The following is a 2639-nucleotide window of genomic DNA, read 5'->3' on the forward strand; positions in this document are numbered from 1 at the left end:
GTGCGCGAGCGCGCCGGTTTCGAGGTCCAGGAAATCGGCGCACCGATGGACGTGCTGTGGTTCCGCGCCGGCCGCAAGGCGGACGAGACGGAAAATGTGTTCGCGCGCGTCGAGCCCGGCAAGATGATGATCACCTTCGACCGCGGCGACTACTGGCAATGCGCCTATGTCATCGCCAAGGGGCAGCACGATGCGGTGAAGGCGAGGGGACTGCAGGCGCTGCTCGACGACGTCGTGCGGATGGCGCCGATCCTCAGAAGCGGCATTGCCGACGTGAAGAGCTTCGACGACGTCAAGCTGCTCACCGTCGCGATCAACCGCCTGGCGCGCTGGACGCGGCCGGGCCTGCTTCTCATTGGCGACGCCGCGCATGCGATGTCGCCGGTCGGCGGCGTCGGCGTCAATCTCGCCGTGCAGGATGCGGTCGCGACCGCCAACCTGCTCGCGGACAAGCTTCAGCACGGCTGCCCGTCCGAGGATGAGCTCGACGCCGTGCGCCGCCGGCGCGAGTTCCCGGTGAAGATGACGCAAGCCATGCAGGTGACCGTGCAGAACAACATCATCAGCGGCGCCCTGCAGGGCGGCGACCGGCCACTGAAGGTGCCGCTGATCGTGCGCCTGATCACCGCGCTGCCATGGCTCCAGGGCATTCCGGCGCGCCTGCTCGCGCTCGGCGTGCGGCCCGAGCACGTGCAGTCGAAGGCCGCGCCGGCATCGTAGCGCGCAATTCGGTAGGGATAACGTCGTGTTAAATCGCGCGCGGCGCGTTGCGGGCGTGCAACAGCGCAAACGGATTCACGGACAGCAACCTGACAATCCGGCATCTTAACTCTGTTGGTTCAAATTTGAGTAAGACCTGCGTGTGAGCTTGCGCCCATCAAAGGACACGGGGTGTACCATGCGTAATAAATTGATTGCCGCCTTCGCCTGCACGACCGCTCTGGTTTCGACCGGCGCTGCGTCCGCCGCCGATCTCGGTGCGCGTTACACGAAGGCGCCGGCCTATGCCGAGCCGCTGTTCAACTGGACCGGTTTCTATGTCGGCGGCCACGTCGGTGGCGCATGGACCAACGAGCAGTTCATCAACACCGGGAACGGTGCGCCGTTCGCGGATCTTTCGCCGGGCCAAGGCTTCCGTCAGCGCAACTCGGGCGTCATGGGCGGCGCCCAGATCGGCTACAACTGGCAGGCCAACAACTACGTGTTCGGCATGGAAGGCACGATCTCCGGCCTCGACAACAAGGGCTCGTTCACGAACATCGTGTTTGGTGTCGGCCTCGACGATCAATTCAGCTGGCGCGCCAACGTGCTCGCCACCGTCGTCGGTCGTGCGGGCTTTGCCGTGCAGAACAACCTGTTCTACTTCAAGGGCGGCTATGCCGGCGTGAACAACCGTCTCTCGGTGGTCGACAACGTTGCGAACCCGTCCACGGGCTCCGGCGGTCAGACCCATTGGCACAACGGCTGGACCGTCGGCGCCGGCTGGGAATACGGCGTCACCCGCAACTGGATCGTCGGCCTCGAATACAACTACGCGGCCTTCGGCAGCCAGACCTATCAGCTCGGCGGCACCTCGGGCAACTACACCTTCGATGCCAAGCCGCGCGACATCCAGTGGGCCGTCGTGCGCGCGAGCTACAAGTTCGACGCGCCGGTCATCGCGCGCTACTGAGCAACGAACGACCAAGCAGCAAAAAGACGATCACCGACAAATTCAAAGCCCCGGCATCGCCGGGGCTTCTTTTTTTGCGTGCAGCGAGCGCGCGTCTCAGGCCATGACCGAGAATCCGCCGTCGACGGGGATCGCGGTGCCCGTGACGAAGTTCGAGGCGGGCGAGGACAGGAACACCGCGATGCCGGCGAAGTCGTCGATGTCGCCCCAGCGCCCCGCGGGCGTGCGCGCCAGCACTCGCTCGTGCAGTCCCGACACCTGCTGCCGCGCGCCGCGGGTGAGGTCGGTGTCGATCCAGCCGGGCAGGATGGCGTTGACCTGGATGTTGTCGGGCGCCCAGGCATTGGCGCAGGCGCGCGTGTACTGCACGATGCCGCCCTTGCTCGCCGCGTAGGCCGTCGCGAAGCTGGCGCCGAAGATCGACATCATCGAGCCGATGTTGATCACCTTGCCGTTGCCGGACGCCTTCAGCGCCGGATAGGCCAGCTTCGAGCACACGAAGGCGCTGGTGAGGTTGGTGTCGATCACCTTGTTCCACTCGTCGAGCTCGAGCTCGTGCGGCGGCTTGCGGATGCTCATGCCGGCATTGTTGATGAGGATGTCGATGCGGCCGAACTCCTTGACGACGCGGTCGATCATGGCTGCGACCGCCGCCTGGTCGGTCACGTCGGTGGTGACGGCGATCGCCTTCACGCCGCGCTGTCCGAGATCGGCGATTGCAGCGGCCGACTTGGTTTCGTTGCGTCCGACAACGGCGATATTGGCGCCGGCATCGGCGAGCCCGCGCGCCAGGCCGAGCCCGATGCCGCCATTGCCTCCTGTGACGATCGCGACCTTGCCGCGCAGATCGAACCGGCTGGATGTCATGCTTTCACTTCCTGATTTCTTCTATTGGTTGCTTTGCCAGATCAGGACCAGCCCGAAGCCGGCCATGGCTGCGCCATAGCCGGCCCATTGCAGCTGGTTG

Annotated in this window: 3 protein-coding genes; 2 read left to right on the forward strand and 1 reads right to left on the reverse strand. The window is 65.2% G+C overall.

What is annotated here, in order from left to right; genetic code table 11:
• Both AC1D00_RS35760 and AC1D00_RS35765 read left to right on the forward strand, forming a co-directional pair.
• The coding region (locus AC1D00_RS35760) for an FAD-dependent monooxygenase (protein ID WP_477013913.1) at positions 1-720 on the forward strand (720 nt) is incomplete at its 5' end.
• Between the two features lie 178 nt (positions 721-898).
• The gene (locus AC1D00_RS35765; protein WP_477013914.1) at positions 899-1672 is read left to right on the forward strand and encodes an outer membrane protein; all 774 of its coding nucleotides are present in this window, start codon (positions 899-901) and stop codon (positions 1670-1672) included.
• Positions 1673-1768: 96 nt separating this feature from the next.
• On the opposite strand, the gene AC1D00_RS35770 is transcribed toward AC1D00_RS35765, so the two are convergent.
• Positions 1769-2539: an SDR family NAD(P)-dependent oxidoreductase gene (locus AC1D00_RS35770; RefSeq protein WP_135173604.1), complete on the reverse strand. Its 771-nt coding sequence runs from the start codon at positions 2537-2539 to the stop codon at positions 1769-1771.
• Between the last annotated feature and the right edge of the window lie 100 nt (positions 2540-2639).

It is taken from the genome of Bradyrhizobium sp. P2_E8 (assembly GCF_056403875.1).

Excerpts from the sequence above, each read along its gene's own strand:
- AC1D00_RS35765 (WP_477013914.1), top strand. The coding sequence starts at position 899 with ATGCGTAATAAATTGATTGCCGCCTTCGCCTGCACGACCGCTCTGGTT.
- AC1D00_RS35770 (WP_135173604.1), bottom strand. The coding sequence starts at position 2,539 with ATGACATCCAGCCGGTTCGATCTGCGCGGCAAGGTCGCGATCGTCACA.